This is a genomic window from Pleomorphovibrio marinus (assembly GCF_003347495.1).
GTDB lineage: Bacteria > Bacteroidota > Bacteroidia > Cytophagales > Cyclobacteriaceae > Pleomorphovibrio > Pleomorphovibrio marinus.
In genome coordinates this window covers 107,777-123,201 of record NZ_QCXY01000011.1, presented here as the reverse complement: position 1 = coordinate 123,201, position 15,425 = coordinate 107,777, and the positions used below count along the sequence as shown (strand labels likewise).

The 15,425-nt window shown below is 45.5% G+C and carries 12 protein-coding genes; all 12 read right to left on the bottom strand.

Going from position 1 to position 15,425, the window contains the following annotated elements:
- Position 1: 1 nt before the first annotated feature.
- The 12 genes from DB520_RS21930 to DB520_RS21870 all read right to left on the bottom strand — a co-directional run bounded on the left by DB520_RS21930 (position 2) and on the right by DB520_RS21870 (position 15,324).
- Positions 2 to 3,532 carry a hypothetical protein gene (locus tag DB520_RS21930; RefSeq protein ID WP_114751935.1) on the bottom strand — a complete coding sequence of 1,177 codons (3,531 nt, stop codon included), beginning with the start codon at positions 3,530 to 3,532 and terminating at the stop codon, positions 2 to 4.
- Between the two features lie 745 nt (positions 3,533 to 4,277).
- A complete protein-coding gene (locus DB520_RS21925) occupies positions 4,278 to 5,198 on the bottom strand; it encodes a LuxR C-terminal-related transcriptional regulator (RefSeq protein WP_114751934.1) in 921 nt (306 codons plus the stop codon).
- Between the two features lie 5 nt (positions 5,199 to 5,203).
- A complete protein-coding gene (locus DB520_RS21920; protein ID WP_114751933.1) occupies positions 5,204 to 5,767 on the bottom strand; it encodes a GNAT family N-acetyltransferase in 564 nt (187 codons plus the stop codon).
- Between the two features lie 639 nt (positions 5,768 to 6,406).
- Positions 6,407 to 7,282 (bottom strand): toprim domain-containing protein, encoded by an 876-nt coding sequence (locus DB520_RS21910; protein ID WP_114751931.1) that lies wholly within the window; start codon positions 7,280 to 7,282, stop codon positions 6,407 to 6,409.
- Between the two features lie 208 nt (positions 7,283 to 7,490).
- Positions 7,491 to 8,696 (bottom strand): VapE domain-containing protein, encoded by a 1,206-nt coding sequence (locus DB520_RS21905; protein WP_198675414.1) that lies wholly within the window; start codon positions 8,694 to 8,696, stop codon positions 7,491 to 7,493.
- A gap of 113 nt (positions 8,697 to 8,809) precedes the next feature.
- Positions 8,810 to 9,091: a helix-turn-helix transcriptional regulator gene (locus DB520_RS21900; RefSeq protein ID WP_114751930.1), complete on the bottom strand. Its 282-nt coding sequence runs from the start codon at positions 9,089 to 9,091 to the stop codon at positions 8,810 to 8,812.
- Positions 9,092 to 9,186: 95 nt separating this feature from the next.
- Positions 9,187 to 10,026, bottom strand: coding sequence for a hypothetical protein (locus DB520_RS21895; RefSeq protein WP_114751929.1), 840 nt, complete (start codon positions 10,024 to 10,026; stop codon positions 9,187 to 9,189).
- A 15-nt stretch (positions 10,027 to 10,041) separates the two neighbouring features.
- Positions 10,042 to 11,172: a tyrosine-type recombinase/integrase gene (locus DB520_RS21890; protein WP_114751928.1), complete on the bottom strand. Its 1,131-nt coding sequence runs from the start codon at positions 11,170 to 11,172 to the stop codon at positions 10,042 to 10,044.
- Between the two features lie 160 nt (positions 11,173 to 11,332).
- The gene (mnmE, locus tag DB520_RS21885) at positions 11,333 to 12,715 is read right to left on the bottom strand and encodes a tRNA uridine-5-carboxymethylaminomethyl(34) synthesis GTPase MnmE (RefSeq protein WP_114751927.1); all 1,383 of its coding nucleotides are present in this window, start codon (positions 12,713 to 12,715) and stop codon (positions 11,333 to 11,335) included.
- Complete coding sequence (locus DB520_RS21880) at positions 12,716 to 13,162, bottom strand: thioredoxin family protein (protein ID WP_114751926.1); 447 nt, start codon at positions 13,160 to 13,162, stop codon at positions 12,716 to 12,718.
- A gap of 107 nt (positions 13,163 to 13,269) precedes the next feature.
- Positions 13,270 to 13,941, bottom strand: coding sequence for a metal-dependent transcriptional regulator (locus DB520_RS21875; RefSeq protein ID WP_114751925.1), 672 nt, complete (start codon positions 13,939 to 13,941; stop codon positions 13,270 to 13,272).
- A gap of 249 nt (positions 13,942 to 14,190) precedes the next feature.
- Positions 14,191 to 15,324 carry a glycosyltransferase family protein gene (locus tag DB520_RS21870; protein WP_114751924.1) on the bottom strand — a complete coding sequence of 378 codons (1,134 nt, stop codon included), beginning with the start codon at positions 15,322 to 15,324 and terminating at the stop codon, positions 14,191 to 14,193.
- Positions 15,325 to 15,425: the final 101 nt, after the last annotated feature.

The window sequence follows — 15,425 nt, the reverse complement described above, 5'->3', positions numbered from 1 at the left end:
TCTAGTTTTCTTCTTCCATAAGACGCCGCAATTGTGCGGCAATGTGGTCGCGGATCGAATTAGGCTCAGGCAGGGAGTTAGCGTTTCCAGATAGCCGAGTCTGCACAATACGTGTCTCGACCTGTGGCGCGCTCAAGGTAGGGTTGCCAGTTGCATCGGTCTGTCTTACGTAGTTACCATTTGCGTCCGTGATTCGGGTGCGGCCGTTATTGTTGGTTTGAAGAACGAAATTGTCCTCATCTAGCAGCCGACCCTGTGCGTCGATCGGCCCGAAACGGTCGCGTCGCATGATCTGGTAGCGGACCTGTTCCGGATGACCGAACGCCGCCTCGTCTTCCCCGTTCCACTGCAACGCATTTATTAGACCGTTGCGATGTTGCCATCCCACTCCGAGGTGATGAGCGACAATGTCGTCTTGGGTGTCACCCTCGGCGACAAGTTGGGCCGCGGCCTGAGCATCTGCTGGCATGTAAATATGCTGGCGTAGTAGGACTGCCATCGCACGTTGTGAGGTATGTTGCGCTGTACGGCGCTGGCCATTCGGGTTCTCCCAAAGGGCGAGCTTCCAGATCCTACGTACTCCATAGATGTACATTGCCGCGCGAAGGTCGGCATCCGCTCGTATTGCTCGCGTTATCCGGTGGAGCCACGGCCAAGTACGGAACCATTGGATCCACATTCTGCTTTCATCAGCTCTCTCCGCTGGGGGTGGCTGACGACCGTTGAGTATCAGTCTGGAAGTTTCGTTGATGTTGACGGCGTTACGGTTAACGGGCCCGGCACGAACCCCGAATCGGCCGAACAAGCGCTCTGCTGCTGCACCCAAGCGCCGTCCCACAATGATTGCATCCTCATCGTTGAGTTGGAATTCGATACTGGCAAGGTCCCCCGCAGCTTCCAAGAAGCTCAAGAATCCACCGAGCTGACCGTTAGCTTGTCCAAAATTGCCGAGTCCGGCGGTGAAATGCAATAAGGGCAGGGAGGTGACTGCCCTGTCGTAGGACTGGAGGATGTCGAAGTGTCCTTGGGATTCTTCCTGGGCAGTGGGTAAGAGTGCCTTATAAATGTGCAGCGCCTGCTCGCGGGCAGGGCGTTCCGGATGACCAGGAGCGAGGTCGTTAGGATTCCAGTTGTCGCCGAGCACATGGTTGACGCCGAGCGGTCGCTGGCCCTGGGCCTCGTAGACGCGGGGTCCTGACCAGTGCCGACCAGGCTCTTCGCCAGTCGTTGCCTGCTGCACCCACCGGCCGAGGGGATGCCGCCCCAATCCTTCGTGGTTGATGGGAGGGTCCATGGCAGGCCGGCCGGAACGATCCACAGCGTACAAAATCGGTTGATTGCGTTGTATAGCATTGGTTCCCATGAGGTTATCGGTCGGTTCGAAAGGCTCATTTGGAGCGAGATGATCAGGATTGTTGACCCTCCTGAAGGTGCCGTTCCTTGAGTCATATGCTACGATCTCGCCAAGACCCACCTGGGCCGGCTCGCGGGCCTCGATTACGATGGGATACACACGACGTCCGAAGCACCATCTCCGGAGCTCAGATGCCGTAAGTGGGTCGACCCGGCCAGTGACCTCAGGCACATCCATGTCCGCATTGTCTTCCCGAACTACTTGCAGGTCGTGAGCATACGGAAGTGCCCCGTCAAGGCAGACGCGCACGTCGTTGGGGTCCCCCATCGCGATCTGAAACTCTCGTACAGCCCATTCGGTGGCACCCCTCATGAGATTGCGTCGCGTATTGAGGTTATTCGCGTTCGGCTCGACAATACGGCGGGAGCCTATGCGGCCGGGGTCGTGAAGTCCCACAGTGATTCCGACCTGCCGAAGGCTATACTGCAGATCTTGGATGTGGCGGTTGTCGTCTGTGGTGATCGAGGTTCGTACCGCCCCCTCATAGCGGGATTGGTCGTCACGATCGTCGGGGATCAGTGAGTACCCGCGGTACGGGGGAGGTAACTGTAGCCGACGCGCTGCACTGTCGAGCGTGGTATTATGCACCAGCCCTGCTAGCACATCATATGCCGTCAGCCGGGCTCCTTCGGGGTGGTTGGGGGGCGGATGGATGTCGAACTGAAAGAGCCGGGGGTAGAGCGCGACAAGGTCGGTCCACGACCTACGCAGGTCGTGGCTTTCGGGATCGACGGCTTGGGAGTCGAGCCCCCGTGGGCCTTCTTCAGTAGGATTGTTCTCGCTGTCTTCCTGATGCGGGGCGAAGAGGTCGGCGATCGGAGCGCCGTTTGGACGATTCAGCCCCAGCAGCTGGCGGAGGGGCTCGTTGGGCGTCTGGTCCATGATGTCGATGCCCGGGCGGCGGTTTAATTCCGCCTGTGCTGCGGGCAGCAAGGACTGCGAAGAAACACCTGCGCTTAACGCGGCGGCGCGAGCGACGGCCACGCCGAGCAGCCGGGCGTTCAGCTCGATCCACCGGGCGGTTGCGGGGTGTCCGACAACGAATCCAGCCGCTGCGGCTAGAACGGAGGCGTGTGCGAGCACCTGGTCGACTGCACCCCCACTTTCAGCCGCAACACCGTCAAATGTCCAGGCGCCGAGTCCGATTCGTACTGCTCCCGTCCGCACGATATTTGGAAAACGCTCATAGTACCACTCGGCATCAGGTTGTGGAAATTGCCGCGATGTCATCCCTCTCCAAATGGTTGCTAACCATGGGAACTGCTCTGGAAAGTCAACGTCGGGAGATGCCACTATTACAGCATGGTTACGCGCTTCCTGGCGGATATCATCCACTGTCCCTCCAGACAGCAGGGCTGTACCCAAGTCAATTTCGTGGTCTTCTTCGATCTCCGTCAAGGCTAACTGAAAGGGGGGGGGTAGGTCATCACCCTGGGTTGCTAGCCACCAGAGCCGGATGTTAAGCGGACGAAGGATGTGAGAAGCGATGAGCTCAGCCTTTTCGACGACGTTCTCCCATAAGGTTGCTCGGTTTTCCACAGGGACTCCAATTTCTTCCAATGCGGTAGCCACCGCCTCAACCCTGCAGTCAACTGGGACGTGTAGTGGCACCGACAGCGGGATGCGGCCTAGCCTGACGGTTCCGTCCGCCATTTCCACCCGGACCTGCAGACGCCAAGCTCCTGCGATTCCAGCGTAAATCTCCAACCCGTTATTGAGGTGTTGAGTGCGGGTCTGGCGAATCTCTTGCGCTGCCCCGTCGTTGTTGTTTTCGTTAATGTCTGGTTCGGGATCGAAGTGATCTCCGAGGCCTCGGACGAGCAGCCATTGGATCTCTTCAACCAAGACCTGTGCGTTTTCGTCCCCCTGCTCGATTTCGATGGTCTCGATTGGAAGGTTAATCGTTATTTTTACTTCGTGCTCATCTGTATTTTCGCCGTCCAACATGACTGCAGAGAGTCGCCCCAGATCCGTGGTGCGTTCCCCAGGGTAGAATGCGCGTGCCTGTAGTGGTACAGTTGCGAGAGGACCTTCCACCTGCGGATCCCACCGCAGGGAGACCAGCGGCTCCTCTGTGGCTCCAGCGATACGACGAGTAAAGGAAAGGAGGTTTGTCATGTGTTGCTCGTTATTTGGAAGTTATAAACTATTATCCTGAATAAAAGTAAGATAATCATAATATTGTATTTATTACTCTTTTTTTTCTTGTTAAGATAATATTTAGTATTATTATCATCTTTTTTTTTCGTATTATAACTTACCCAACTCCGTGTATGCTTTGATGTATTTTTGTGTATGAAAAAAATTGTCTAAATTCTGAATCTTTAGACAATCTGTTTAATTTTTCTCCTTATCTCCGGATTTTACCTAACATTTTTGGGGGCTGAGTCTTTATTCTCTAACCACTTGACACCTTGGTTTTGACCTCTACTTCGTTGTATTAGTTGTTCTATATAAAGTATTCAAATTAATACCTGGAGACTTTTTCCACTGAACTACTTTTTAGACACAAACTTTGTTTTATATCTAAAGGCCAATAAATTTCTCTTTCGTTATTTCTTTTCCCAAGTTATAGTCGTGCAAGCCCCTTAATTAAGTTCAGCCTTTTACATTAAGCTAAGAACCTTCAGCTTCGCCCCCTCACTCCCAAAATGGAAAATACATATTGACAAACAAGGTAAGTTCAACAGAAGGGCCATGCAATACCAAAGCTTTGGTATTTTTGGGGTTAAAAGGGTGAAATAGAGGTTGTAAAATGGAGTGAAGGGTAAGGAGTTGAAAAAAAATATCTACTGGATACTGCTTTAGCAAAAATTAGCCTATCTGTTAAATTTTAAGCCCATGCTTTGTAATTCAACCCCTTTCACGCCGACCTAACATCTCTGGTAATCTTATTCAGCAGGTCAAACTTATTATTACTTCCTGCCTTTTTATAGATGTTCTGCATGTGTTTGTTGACGGTCCTTTCGGAGATAAACAGGGTCTCGCCGATTTCTTTGTAGATCCGGCCATCCCTTACTAGTTTACAGACCTCGATTTCTCTTTTGGTAAGACCCAATTTCTCACATCGGATGATAAATATCTCATCCTCATCTTTGGTTTGCATCATGTCCAAGGTTTCCAGGTCCTTTCTGCTCTCTTCGATCATGTTCCGGAAAAAAAGGAAGGTGATGATCAGGAAACCACCGTTGGTGAATAAGACCTCTGTAAGCTGGGTTACCTGCAAATAGGCCAGCAGCGGCATCAGCGCCCAGGGAGCGACGGCGATATAGGACAAAATGGCATCAAAGGATGTTTTTCTGTGCTTGTATCTCTTGCGGATGCCCAGAAGAATATTGTACACCATATAGAACGCATAAATAAAAGGTATGATCATGCCCACATAGATGACTGTCATTAAATCCAAACCAAAGGGATAAAGAATGCAGAAGAAAAGGATAAAGGGCAGGATCAAAAATATCACCACCCCATATCTGGCATGAAATTTCAGGTGGGTGATGGTGTAGGCCCTATAAAAATAATAGGGAAAATAGGCACCCATGAAAAAGCCTGTCCCATAGGCGAGGATATATTGCAACTTTATGGACATGGGTAAATTTTCATCGGGGAACAGTCCACCGGCAATGTTGTAGATTATCAACAGAAAAAGAAGGATCAGGTAGTATTTTCTTTTTTTCTCGTTGGGTTTTTGGAGGTAAAAAACCATCTGGACGACAAACATAAGTACTTCCAGGATAACAAATACTAGGGTTACAATATGTATTTCGGTATTGAAGACAGTCATGATGTTCAGGCTGTTTTCAGAAAATAAAAGGGAAACCCGAAACGGTCGGATACGGTATAGATGTACAAGCCGTGTTTTTGGTACCATGGAAGGTTACTCTCCGTTGAGGTTTCCAAGTATACGGGCCGATTGAGGGTTTTGGAGTAATCCAGCACATACTTCAGGATCTCCGATCCGAAGCCATTGCGCTGTTTCTCCGGACTGACCCCCACAAACCAGAGGTAGGTAAAAGGCTCCTTGGGATAGTGCTTTTTAATAAATGATTCCCTTGCCAAGGCTTTGGGGATATTACTAACCCCTATGGTTTTCAGGATTAACTGTATATCCAGATATGCGCTTCTCAAGGAGAACTTTTTCCGGTCCTGAAACTGGATCATAGCACAAGCGTTCTCATCATCCGATATAAACACCTCCCCCGCATCCATACAGTTTTCAAAAGAGTACTCCATCAAATAGCGGATTTTGTGTGCTTCCTTTCCGGCGATGTAGTTGACACTTCTATTTTTTTTGAACGCTTCCAGAAGAATGGATACCACTTTCTCCCGGTCATTTTGGGTTGCCTTTCTCATAAGTTGGTGTGTTAAAAATCCGAGTTGCGAGGATTTTTCCTCTCCGCCCCCTTTCCAAAACCGTTGGACATGTTGGGAAAAGGGAGGGGCAAGTTCGTTTTTGGCAGAAAAAAACCGATAGGTTTTTTGTCGGACAAAGACACAACTTGCAAAGACCGCGCACAGCAGATTTTAGGGTTAAACCAAGACCTAATTTTGGAAGAAATCCGGCCCTGGGGCTGTAGAATTAAGAACGGTTTTACAATGATATCTTAAACGAATAATACCATTTTTTTAACTAAACTACGTTTTTATCTAATTAAAAACAAATATATATAAGTAAATTTACACATATACCAGCTACCAACTATGCAGCTATTCCTGTATCTGGATACCTGAATATCCATGTATAGAAGAATGTCTGGGTCAGTACAGACCTTCCGAAAAATTAATTTTCGACACCGCATTTTATCCAGATAGCTATATATGCGTATACATGTTGCGCCATGTAGATAGCTCAAGATGTATATGGATAATTGGATATTCCTGAATATGAGGCAAGGTACCCAAACCTTTCACCAAAGGTATTTCCTTCCTACACCAAATTACGATACAGGATTTGCTCAAAGCTTGTCCAATAGACTTCCCAAATGATCAGCATTACCTTTTTAACCCCTGTTTCACCCTGTTCATCCATGCCTCATTTAAGTCCTTAAATGGGCGGATGAGGTCCGACTGGTCCCTACAATGGAGAAGAGAAGACATCAAGGTTCCTGCTGCCTCTTTGCCAGCACTATCCCTGTCGAGGAAAAGGTTCACCTGACGGTACGGTTTGAGTTGGGGCATTGCCCCTTTTAGGTTGGCCAGGGAGTTGAGGACCATAAAGTCAGGACGGTAGGGATCCCCTTTTCTCATCTCCACATAACTCAACAGGTCAAAGATCCCTTCAAACAGGCAAAGGTCATCGGATTTGTTCTGGTAATGGGAAACCCCCTGGGCCGTACAGCCTTTCCAGTATTTGTTTCGTATGGCCCAGCCATTTTCGTGCGAGTTGCCCAGGCCGAAATACCTCTTCTCACCGATTTTGTAATAAACCTCCCGACAGAATTCCTTCGCAGTATCCAAGGAAATGCACCTGGAATGCAGGTAGTCCGTAATGGCCCTGTTGTTCCCAAGCGGTTTAGTTTTGAGAACTGTTATTCCCGAGGGTTCCTTGTCGGGGGGTTCGGCACCGGAAACTGTTGGCTGGCGAAGAGAAAAGGAAGACCCGGCAACTGTGGATATCTCCCTGATGGCCTCTGAAATAGTGTAGCCCGGGTTTATTTTCATTACCAAATCTATCAGTGTCCCACCGGCATTGGCATCCCCAAAATCTACCCATAGGTTTTTGATGAGGTTTACCTTAAAGGAAGGGGTCATTTCCTCCCGGTATGGTGACAGGTAAAAACAATAACCCGGTTTTACCTGGCTTGGTCGGAATCCCTTCTGGCCCAAATAGTCCACGATGGACAAGCTGTTTGCTTCATTTGCGTTCATGGCTTTAATGTTTAATTTTTTGAAAAAACCACCTACTACACCTACTACATTACTACATTTTAGTGTTTAACTATTGATATTCAGGTAGTTAATGCCAATACCAATCAAAATCCATCTTACTACAAATGCCTTTTTGTAGTAGGTTGTAGTAACTTGATTTATTTTATCTTACTACAGTTTAATGGACTGATTTTCATTTGTTTAAAGGCTATTTGTAGTAAGTAGTAGGTTGATTGTGTTTAATGTAATATCCCTTTTCCGGGAAGGTTTGGCTTTCGTTTCTTCGCCTTTGGTATTGGATATGGCCCAGGAGTTTGAGGGCCTTTCCGATCTCAACAGGACTGACCTTGAGGTTTCCGGAGATGTTAAGCACCAGGTGGTGGCAGATTTCCGTAGCGGTCATGAATTTGTCATGGTCCTCCTTGGTACCCGGGGAAAAGAACTTCTGCACCAGCTCCACTTCCGGGGAAATGGTTTTGTACTCGTTGTTCAGGATTTCGTTTTCCTGGATTTCCGTGGCGGTCATCTCGTAGGGGAAGTCTGATAGAAAGAGTCGATAAGCCTGTGCCCACACCCTGTCGATATCGATGTCCTTTTTATAGTCCCAGTTGATTTCCCTTACCGTAAAGCAGAGCCAGCGCACACTCCCGGTCACATCGGTCAGGAACTCTGCCTTGTTGGTGGAACCCCAGATGGAGGCCCTGCGGGGTTCCATTTTCGGCTTCTTGTCATAGGGATGCCTGACTTTCACATGGGATTTGCTCATGAGGGTTTTCTGGGCGTTGATTTCCGTCCTGGAGAGGGTGGATAGCTCGTCCTGGATGACGCCGAAATTCTGGCTTAGGGCAATCAGGCTGTCCTTGTCTACGGAGATGTTTTCGGCATGGTAAGCCTTAAGTTGCTCCGGGACAAGGAACCGTGTAAGGGTAGTCTTGCCGCTGTTCTGTTGTTCCTGCACGAAGATCAAGGCCTGCTTGTTGAAGAAGTCGTCCCTAAGGCAACAGGCCACACAGCGTACCAGCCATTTCTTGAACTGGACCTCAAAGCGCAGCTGTCCTTGGACCTGTATATAGGTGGTAAACTTCTGGATATAATCGCCATGGGTGGCCTCATTCCATTTGCCTTGCACATGTTTAAAATACTCGACAAAGGGGTTGGTCTTGGGGATGAAGTCCGAACAGAGAAAGGTGTTGATCTCTGCCACGGAGGTTTGGTACCCCGCCTGTCGGCATTCGATGTAAAGCGTGTTGTGGTTGACAGGGCTGTACCTGTCTTCTCCTTTTTCACTGGCGAAGACTTCATTGAGTACCAGGTTGTTCCTAAAATCATATTTGGAAATCAGGAACCTGATCATCCTAATGGTGGAGCTGGAAGATTTCTCATCGATCTTCCGTATGGGGTTTTCCTCGTCCATTTTCTGTAGGTTTGGGTTGGTAAATCCATACAGAAATGGTATATTTGTCTCATTCAAAGAGGGATACCATTTCCTAATGAAATTATAGAAGGCGGATCGGGCATGATCCGCTTTTATTTTTTCTTGTTTATATAATTATTGGCTTCCTTTTTTATGTCAGATTCAGATTTATAGCTATTTTGAAGAAGCCAGGAATCTATTTTTCTTCTTTCAAAAAACAGCGTCTTTCCGTTGGGTTTGGAAAAGGGAATTTTTGAATGGTGCACCAATTTATAGATGTAGGATTTTTTAAATCCAGTGTATTCTGATAGTTCATCTACATTTAGGATGTCCTTAAGCCCGCACATATACCTTTCGATGCGGTTTAGTTTGTGAAGAATTAAATTGTTTTCCATTGCTATCGTTTATTTGATTAAGTACAGCAAAGGAAAGGATTAGGGGAGGAAGAATCCGGGAGGGTTAATATTCCTTAACCTTTTAGGGTTAAACCTTAACCTTTAAAATGAAAAACGGCGTCTATATCCTTTTGTCTTTTCGGTCCTTGGGTAATTCTTTTTGCCTTGGATGCAGAAGATAGCACCGATTTACTGGTGGCGGATTCGTTGTTGTTAGAAAAAATCCTTAAAAATTTTTCCAGAGAAAAATCCTTTGATTGTTTTTCAATCTTTTGGTGGAGATAGTGAGTCTGGGGATTGTTCATCAACAATTTGAACTCAGGGGTTAGGGGAGGCCTGCCTCTCTTAAAAATCTCCACAAATCTTTGCCGTTTTTCCATCCTTAGATCTTCATCGATAAATTCCAAGAATTCATATTCAACCAAATTGTCAAATATTATGGCCAGTTGTTCTGGAGTAAATGATGTTTTAAATCCGGTATTTCTGCTGGCAATCATCCTGGTGACATTTGGAATAAACCTATCCGAAAATGAATCGTCCCAGGCAAGGTTGATAATTAAATATGAAACGAAAAAAAGTCCTATCCACAGAGTAGAAAAAAACATAGTGCTGAAAACCTCACCAAAATTATTCTGTCCCAAAAATACAAATACCATTGCTACCATTACTGGAAAGAATACCGAGTATAAATAGATCCGGGGCCGTTCCACTTTTTTATCAAAACCCACAACCCGCTCATTGAACATGAAGGACGTATACCAAATGAAATAATGATATAATAGCCTGATGATCAAGTAACTTGACAGAATTATCATTGCAGTGCCAGTGACTAACCGAAACAAGGGGTAATCATGTTGTATAAAAAAGAAAGTGTAAAGCAGGAGACCCAGGAATACTGCAATAAATTTTCCTATTTGATACGATGCCTTTTTCATAGCCTTAGGTATAGACTATATATTTAATTCAGGTATAATGTTCGCAGATTCTTTCATTTTTTTGTCCACAATCCTAGCATAAATCCCAGTGGTTTTTATTTCCCTATGGCCAAGACGTTTCTGGACAGTAAATAAATCTGCACCATTTTCAAGCAGCAATACGGCATTAGTATGCCTGGCACTATGAAATGTAATGTGTTTAAATACTCCAGCTCTATTGCACCACCGTACAATTTCATTGTTATAGACAGCACTATACTTTAGGCCTACAAATACTCGATCTTTGGGAGATCTTCTTTCTCCCAACATCTCTCTGGCTTGCCTGGAGATATAGAGGTATTCCACACCATCAGTTTTTTCTTGTCGGAAATTTACCTTAAATAAATTTTCTCCTTCATCCCGAACCTCCGACCAGACTAAGTTATTGATATCAGACCATCTTAGTCCTGTCAAACAAGAAAAAAGAAAAGCCCTTTTAAGCACCTCATATTTACAAGCTGTTTTACAAAGTGATTGCAGCTCATCAATTGTCAGGTATTCCCGTTGACTTTCAGCCTGTTCAAAAGCCTTAACTCTGGAAGCATAATTTATACTTAGGTAACCCTCATCAAAGGCGCTTCTAAGACAGGCCTTGAACTTATTGAAGTAGGAATATTTGGAATTCTGGGACAGGGCCAGATTACTTTTTGTTCTGGCCTTTTGGTCAAAGTATTGCCTTGTTTTTTTTAAAAAATCATCGTCAATTTCTTCGAAAAGTAATTTTGGACTGATGCATCGCTTTAGGTGGACAAGTGTTGATTGCCAAACCCCATAATTTTTTACGGAATTTGATTTTTCTTCCATTTTCTCACTAAAATATTCCAGGAAAGGACGTTTGGCTTTGTTCAGGTTCTTGATTTCAAATTTGCCCTGTATGTAATTGCTTTTCCGTATAGCTAAAATATCCTCGGCTAGCCTGAGGTTTTCTTTATTATGTTTTCTTTCAACAGCAGTCTGGGGATTAGAATGTAAAGGTAACTTTAGGAACTCAAACTCCCGGAGGTGTACGCGTTTTCCCTTTTCATTTACCGTTGAGCCTTTATAGTATTCTATATATTGGCTTATTGTCCCGCTTGGCTGTTTTTTCTGTTTTAGTGTGATCTTCATGACTTCCTCTAATAGTTGTACATTTGTACAACTATTCGCCTGCTAGTTGTACTATAGTTGTACAATTATAGCAATAAAGGCAAACAAAGTCAAAAATCATAACTGATAAATTACTGATAGTCAAGCAAAAGAACAAAAAGAAAAACAAGGAAAAGCAAATTTATTTCCCGATGCAAAACTTCGAAAAAATGTTCGCCAACAAATCATCCGTGGTGATCTCTCCGGTTATTTCCCCCAAAAAGTGAAGGGCCCGGCGTATATCCATGGCCAGGAAGTCATTGGTGATTTCTTCGTCTATGCCCCTCAGTACATCCAACAGGGATTCACGGGTCTGGGTAAGGGCATCGTAGTGCCGGATATTAGTTACCACCGTATTGCCGGTCTTGAATTTGTCCAGGTTGACCAATTCCAGGATTTTGTCCTTCAACAGATCCAGGTTTTTCTTTTGCCCGGCCGAGATAAAAATGGTGTCAGGATGTTTTTCTTTTAAACTATTGATTAAAAGATGATTAGACTTATCCATTTTATTCGCTACTTTAAGAAAAGGTACCCCCAGGTTCTCCAGCTTATTGATGTCACGGCTGATCTCCACCATGTCCGTATCCCCCAAATCAAAAAGATAAAGGATCAGAGAAGCGGTTTTCATTTTTTCCTGGGTGCGGCTTACCCCCATGGCTTCAATGGTGTCAGTGGTTTCCCTAAGTCCGGCCGTATCAATAAAGCGGAAAATCATCCCACCTATATTGATTTCATCTTCAATAAAGTCCCTTGTGGTGCCTGCTATTTCAGAAACGATTGCTTTTTCCTCATTGAGCAAGGCATTCAGCAAGGTGGATTTACCAGCATTCGGCTTACCTGCAATTACGGTGGGTACCCCGTTTTTGATGACGTTGCCCAGATCAAAGCTGCTGATCAATTGCTCCACCACCCTTAGCAGTTTTTCCACCAACTCCCTTAAATCCTCCCGGCTGGCAAATTCCACATCCTCTTCGGTGAAGTCCAGTTCAAGTTCAATCATGGAGGCGAAATGTATAAGTCTTTCCCTCAGCGATGTAATCTCTCCACTAAAGCCTCCTCTCATTTGGTTGAGGGCGGCTTGGTGGGAGGCTTCAGAATCGGCGTTGATTAAATCCGCTACTGCCTCGGCCTGGGCCAGGTCAAACTGCCCATTCAAAAACGCCCGCTGTGTAAATTCTCCCGGTTTGGCGGGGCGCGCTCCCTTCCTGATAAGCAACTTGATTACCTGGTTTACAATATAGCTGGAACCATGGGTGGAAATCTCCACTACGTCTTCTTTCGTAAAGGATTTGGGGGCTTTGAAAAGGGAAGCCAGTACCTCGTCGATAATCCTGTCCCCGTCTTTTATCGTTCCAAAGTGAACGGTATGGGAAGGCTGCAATTCCAAATTTTTTCCCTTGAACACCTCATTCGCAATGCTAATGGCCTTGGGTCCTGAGAGCCTTATAACGGCAATGGCCCCGACTCCTTGAGGGGTAGCCAGGGCCACAATGGTATCTTCTTTGTCCTGAAGGATGAAGCTCATTTAATTTTTGAATTTGTCCACCAAGTCATCCAGTGCGGTCAAAAAGGGTTTGGGTTCTCTGTATCCCGGCATCTGTGTGATGTTTTCCATGGCAGCATCCATGATCACAAAGTTGGGATAGGAGCGAACCTGCATGGCTCTGGCCATGGTTTCTTCACTGTATTCCTTTCCCTTGAATTCAAATTTCTTTTTCTTGTTTTCTGCATTAAGCTTAACAGCGTAAAAGTTGTTGTTGACATACTCTACCACCTCAGCGTCAGTAAACGTCTCTTTGTCCATTTTTTTGCACCATCCGCACCAGTCCGTATATACGTCCACCAAAACCATTCTTGGTTCCTTTTCCACCAGCTTCACTACCTCTTCAAAGCTGTGCCAAGTGATTTCCTTTTGGGCATAGGTAAAGTGAAGGATTAAAGAAAACAGAAGGGTAAGTCCTAGATTTTTCATGATTATTTGAAAGAAAGCGATAACTCAAAATTAGGTGATAAACAGAATAGGAAAAAGCAAACAACAAATTCCTTTTTGTGGAGAAACGTAAAACCCCGCTTTACGGTTCAATTTTCGAAAGCTTGAATATAGATGTTGGCGGCTACTTCCTTAGATACAAACACTTTTTTGCCCTCATCCAAGCGAATTTCAAGGGATCCATCGAATTCCACTTTGTCCAAAATTTCCACCTTGGCACCGATATAGGCACCCACCTTATCCAAATAACGTAGGAATGCCGCACTGTTGTCGTTGACAGCCACAATTTTTCCTCTGGCCCCTTCCTTCATGTCTTGCAGGATGGTCCTGGGACTGGAGTGGAGCTCCCCGGATTCATCGGGAATAGGATCACCATGGGGATCAAATTTGGGAAAGCCCAGGTATTCATCCAACCTCCGGATAAGTAGGGGAGAGCGCACATGTTCCAGTTGTTCGGCCACCTCATGTACCTGGTCCCACTGGAACCTTAGCTTGTCCACCAGGAAAACCTCCCATAACCTGTTTCTCCGTATCACCTGTAAAGCCGTCTTTTTTCCCAAAGGAGTAAGGCCTGCACCATGGTATTTTGTATACATCAGGATTTCCTTCTCTGCCAATTTTTTCAACATGTCCGATACGGAGGCGGGTTTGGTCTTGATGGCCGCCGCTATCTCGTTAGTGCTAATGACTCCTTCTTCTTTTTGGGTGAGGTGATAAATGCATTTGAGGTAGTTTTCTTCTGCAGTGGATAATGCTAGCATGGAGGTGAAAATTATAATAGAATTGCAAATATAGGAATTTAGCCTTGTCTAAAAATATTTTTCAAATATATCTAAACCCTTTGTGGATAACCACAATTTCAACTGTGAATTCAAAATTTGACTAACCTATAAATAAATTTAGTCATGCCTAAAATACACACAAAAAACTAGTATTCAATGCCTTACAATTTTACAGTTCCTAAAAGCCGTTGAAAACAGTGTGGTTTTGTACTATGGGAATAATCCAATTTAGGGCCTATTGCCTTCAAGTGATTGTTTAAACAGGGACACTACCTTAGGTGCTATGTCCCGCCAAAAGACCCAGTTTGGAACAGGGTTACGGTAGAGTTCCAAAGCAAGTAATTGTCGTACATGGCTTGGGGCTTCCTCGGTTTTGATAAAGTCAATTCCGATACCTGCGGGGTAGGGTTTTATCATTTGAGACCACTTAGGGTTATGGGTGATCAGCAGGGGTTTTTGGAGTGCCAGGGCCTCGTACATCTTGGAGGGGATTTTGTGAACAATACTGGGAAGGGGCTGATAAGGCATAAGCCAAATATCTGCCTGCTTTACCGTTTCCATTACTTCTGCATGCGGCAGAGGGGAAAGGTGTAGGTTCCAATTCACCTGGGGCAGATGACCGAATCTATCTTTCAATTCCTTTAGAAAAGAGAAGGAGGGGCAGTGGCCTACCAGAGATAAGGAGCATTCTTGGTCTGTTTGCAAATAACTTTCAAACCAGCTTAGCCCAAGGTCTGTTCCATATGCTTTAGCAGCAGTACCTGCCAAGACGAATGCAAGTGGGGAAGATAAGGGTTTGCCTTTTTGACCGGTACATGAAAATTCTTCCAATGCCTTATTTTCTACCACAGTGGCAGGGCGAAAACCCGGCAGTTCCTTGAGGTAACATTTTTCCGCCAGCAGGTAATGCTTAATAAATGGTCTGGCTATCTTTTCCAGCAGCCGAACCCAAGCTATTGCAAATCCTCTGAGAAAAGGAGGGGACGTGAGGTTATGCCTTAGGTTACTTCTGTAATTTTCCTGGACATCATAAAACCAAATAAATTTCTGTAACCCTTTTGCAGCCAAGGTGGCAGGAATTAACTCATAGGTAGAGGTGACCACAATGTCCGGTTTAAGGGACCTGATTAGTCGGAAAAGCTTAAAATAAGTTAAAATACGACCTAAATGACCTCTTTTGCCTGAAAATAGGTTGATTAATTCGGCAGATTGGTTTTTTGGTGTTTTTTTTGAAGCGTATCCAGCGATAGTAATGCGGAATTCCCCTTCACGAATTAAGGATTTCCCCAATTTGTGATAAGTACGCACATCGTCCACAGGTTTGAGAACTGATGCGAAAAGTACGTGGGTAGTAGATTGCATTATCAATTGGGGTTAAATATTCGCATAAAGTTAAAAAATTACTTTGCCATGGAGTAGATTTGGAATTTATATCTACTTTTACCTGCTTAAAGGCAAAAGGA

Coding starts and splice junctions, on each gene's coding strand:
- DB520_RS21925 (WP_114751934.1), bottom strand. CDS start 5,198: ATGACTGTCTTCAATACCGAAATACATATTGTAACCCTAGTATTTGTT.
- DB520_RS21880 (WP_114751926.1), bottom strand. CDS start 13,162: ATGAAAAATCTAGGACTTACCCTTCTGTTTTCTTTAATCCTTCACTTT.
- DB520_RS21900 (WP_114751930.1), bottom strand. CDS start 9,091: ATGGAAAACAATTTAATTCTTCACAAACTAAACCGCATCGAAAGGTAT.
- DB520_RS21895 (WP_114751929.1), bottom strand. CDS start 10,026: ATGAAAAAGGCATCGTATCAAATAGGAAAATTTATTGCAGTATTCCTG.
- DB520_RS21920 (WP_114751933.1), bottom strand. CDS start 5,767: ATGAGAAAGGCAACCCAAAATGACCGGGAGAAAGTGGTATCCATTCTT.
- DB520_RS21905 (WP_198675414.1), bottom strand. CDS start 8,696: ATGGACGAGGAAAACCCCATACGGAAGATCGATGAGAAATCTTCCAGC.
- mnmE (WP_114751927.1), bottom strand. CDS start 12,715: ATGAGCTTCATCCTTCAGGACAAAGAAGATACCATTGTGGCCCTGGCT.
- DB520_RS21890 (WP_114751928.1), bottom strand. CDS start 11,172: ATGAAGATCACACTAAAACAGAAAAAACAGCCAAGCGGGACAATAAGC.
- DB520_RS21870 (WP_114751924.1), bottom strand. CDS start 15,324: ATGCAATCTACTACCCACGTACTTTTCGCATCAGTTCTCAAACCTGTG.
- DB520_RS21930 (WP_114751935.1), bottom strand. CDS start 3,532: ATGACAAACCTCCTTTCCTTTACTCGTCGTATCGCTGGAGCCACAGAG.
- DB520_RS21910 (WP_114751931.1), bottom strand. CDS start 7,282: ATGAACGCAAATGAAGCAAACAGCTTGTCCATCGTGGACTATTTGGGC.
- DB520_RS21875 (WP_114751925.1), bottom strand. CDS start 13,941: ATGCTAGCATTATCCACTGCAGAAGAAAACTACCTCAAATGCATTTAT.